Annotated in this window: 2 protein-coding genes and 1 CRISPR repeat array; of the genes, one reads left to right on the top strand and one right to left on the bottom strand. The window is 46.9% G+C overall.

All coding sequences use genetic code 11. From position 1 onward, the window contains the following. Window position 1: 1 nt before the first annotated feature. A CRISPR array of direct repeats spans window positions 2-1,170; the repeat unit is 28 nt; unit sequence GTTCACTGCCGCACAGGCAGCTTAGAAA. Window positions 1,171-1,266: 96 nt separating this feature from the next. Beyond that, window positions 1,267-1,977, top strand: a complete 711-nt coding sequence (locus tag QMA35_RS21405; protein ID WP_281649167.1) for a hypothetical protein — start codon at window positions 1,267-1,269, stop codon at window positions 1,975-1,977. 7 nt (window positions 1,978-1,984) lie between these two features. Here QMA35_RS21405 and QMA35_RS21400 read toward each other — a convergent pair. After that, window positions 1,985-2,245: hypothetical protein (locus QMA35_RS21400; protein ID WP_281649166.1), on the bottom strand; the 261-nt coding region annotated here is incomplete at its 5' end.

The following is a 2,245-nucleotide window of genomic DNA, read 5'->3' as shown; positions in this document are numbered from 1 at the left end:
AGTTCACTGCCGCACAGGCAGCTTAGAAAATAGCAGAGACTGATTTTTCGTTTATACCATCGTTCACTGCCGCACAGGCAGCTTAGAAAACCAAGGAAACCCGCGTATTCATTGCGCCCATGTTCACTGCCGCACAGGCAGCTTAGAAATTTGCGTACAACAGATCGGCGCAGTTAGTTCGGTTCACTGCCGCACAGGCAGCTTAGAAACAGACCGGCAGCACCGGCCAACAAGATCAAAGGTTCACTGCCGCACAGGCAGCTTAGAAAATCAAAAACAAACGCCGCTTTCGTTGCAAATTGTTCACTGCCGCACAGGCAGCTTAGAAATATTTGGGCGAACTTAAAGGCCGGTTTTCTGGGTTCACTGCCGCACAGGCAGCTTAGAAATTGATGTATGCCAAGGCATTCGGAGCCATTGGGTTCACTGCCGCACAGGCAGCTTAGAAAAGACGCGAAGATATATAGCGCATAACCCGTACGTTCACTGCCGCACAGGCAGCTTAGAAAGCCCAAAAAATTGCGGGCCATAAAAGCCCTTCGGTTCACTGCCGCACAGGCAGCTTAGAAAAGACAATATCTCCACGATCCATTACAGCCACTGTTCACTGCCGCACAGGCAGCTTAGAAAATCGGTGTCGGGTTCTGTATAGATCGGGCACCGTTCACTGCCGCACAGGCAGCTTAGAAAAGTTCCAACAGCCAACCGGCCACCAGCCACAAGTTCACTGCCGCACAGGCAGCTTAGAAACACAGTCAGCCCGTCTGGCAGTTCTGTGATTCGTTCACTGCCGCACAGGCAGCTTAGAAAAGATTTATCATTTCGCCTGGCTGCAGGTAATCGTTCACTGCCGCACAGGCAGCTTAGAAATTCAGAAAGGTCATCCCGTGCACCACCTAACAGTTCACTGCCGCACAGGCAGCTTAGAAAAAAAAGAAAAACCGACTGAAAAGTCGGTTGCTGTTCACTGCCGCACAGGCAGCTTAGAAAATGAGGATCCTGCAATCATGCAACCATCCACCGTTCACTGCCGCACAGGCAGCTTAGAAAAATAGGCACGATGTTAGATGTTCGGAAAGACCGTTCACTGCCGCACAGGCAGCTTAGAAATCCCACTCCCTGCGCTCAGGTAGACCCATCTCGTTCACTGCCGCACAGGCAGCTTAGAAAGAATTAAAAGAATTAACTGTCGGTGAACGGTTACGCCTTGATATCTTCTTTGTTGATTGCCATTTTTATTGACCAGATGAGCTAGGTGGGTGTTCGATGGTTCAAGCACGGTTATGGTTTTTGGGAATTCTGTTCTGTTTCACTGCATGTCTTACTGGACTTGGACTCTCAGATGAATTTGTCGGCTTTGATTTGATGCAACCGAGAGTTGAATATGGGCTTGGTGATTTGCAGGTTGGAGATGATACTTTTGAGCTTGTAATAGTGTATTTGCCAAGTTTACGTTTTGGAGATAATTCGTTTTATTCCATCCACTGCAAACAGGGTCACGAGAAGGTGGGTGTAATAACCTTTGTTCGGGAAAGTACACGGTTACTGTTTCAGGGAATTATTATTAATGAAAAGATGAGAAATCTTGGATTGTCAAAGCCATTCTTGAAGGCGTTTTTCTCTTTTGGGCTTGCTATGGGGTATAGATTGGAGACGACTAAGTGCCAAAGGAAACCTCTGGTGAATCTTCAACTTCAGAAGTTTGGCTTCAGCCCTGACTCACAAAAACGTTCCTGTTTTGTCGACACAGAAAAACACGAAGACCAAAAGCTACATGTGTATCCCGTTGGGTGTACATTCGCTAACAAAACAATCTCCAGTCAGAATTTGCTTATTCTGAAAAATATTCCAAAAAACTTCGTGTCAGTTCCTGTTTTCACCTCTTTTTCCCAACCTGTAAATGATGATCTTGAAAGAATACTTGCATCAATGCCGGGAACACCTCAACTTGTGAACGGTGTGCATCAAAAACCGTGAGTTCAAATCAAGCTACTGTCAACAATCGAATAACGATTGTGTAGTAATGTTCATTCTCGGGTATAGCCAGAGGTATGACTTGCCGGGCTTCAATAGGGGAGCCTTCTGTGCGATCAAAGATCACCGTGAAGGTGCGACCACCGGGCAGGGTGAGGTTATGTTTCTGGCCAGCAACTTGACTCAGGGTAAATAGTTCATTGAGTTGCGCTCTTGTCAACCAGCTGTTTTCGCCATCGCCTAAAACGATGGGTCTGCCATAAGTCATCAG

Origin of the sequence: Parendozoicomonas sp. Alg238-R29 (assembly GCF_947331445.1) — a bacterium.
Taxonomy (GTDB): domain Bacteria; phylum Pseudomonadota; class Gammaproteobacteria; order Pseudomonadales; family Endozoicomonadaceae; genus Sansalvadorimonas.
The sequence above is the reverse complement of the archived record's forward strand: the minus strand, read 5'-3'. Positions and strand labels throughout refer to the sequence as shown.

Excerpts from the sequence above, each read along its gene's own strand:
- QMA35_RS21405 (WP_281649167.1), top strand. The coding sequence starts at position 1,267 with ATGGTTCAAGCACGGTTATGGTTTTTGGGAATTCTGTTCTGTTTCACT.